This window comes from Mesorhizobium sp. WSM4829, assembly GCF_055811475.1.
In genome coordinates this window covers 1-345 of record NZ_JBVVQJ010000162.1, presented here as the reverse complement: position 1 = coordinate 345, position 345 = coordinate 1, and the positions used below count along the sequence as shown (strand labels likewise).

Here is a 345-nt window from a genome sequence, read left to right as displayed (position 1 = left end):
AAGCGCTGCAGGGACCGCCCTTTGCCGATCTCCCCAAGGCCCAGGACGCCTTCGATCGCTGGCGTCACGTCTACAACGCCGAGCGTCCGCACGACGCGCTTGGCGGCGCTGTGCCGCTCGACCGCTACCGCGTCTCGCAGCGCCAGCATCGCGAAACCGTCGAGCCGTTCGACTATGCCAAGGACGATCTCATCCGCCGCGTTCAGCAGCATGGCTTCGTCTCCATTCTCGGCCACAACGTGCGCCTGTGCAGGGCCTTCGCCGGAAAGTCCGTCGCCTTTCGCCCAACCGCTGCCGACGGCGTCTTCGACGCCTGGTTCAGACATCAGAAAATAGAAACCATCG

At 64.6% G+C, this 345-nt stretch carries 1 protein-coding gene; it reads left to right on the top strand.

Features of this window, described 5'->3' with window-relative positions; translation table 11 throughout:
* Positions 1 to 345: integrase core domain-containing protein (locus AC0L17_RS34685; RefSeq protein ID WP_473519022.1), on the top strand; the 345-nt coding region annotated here is incomplete at both ends.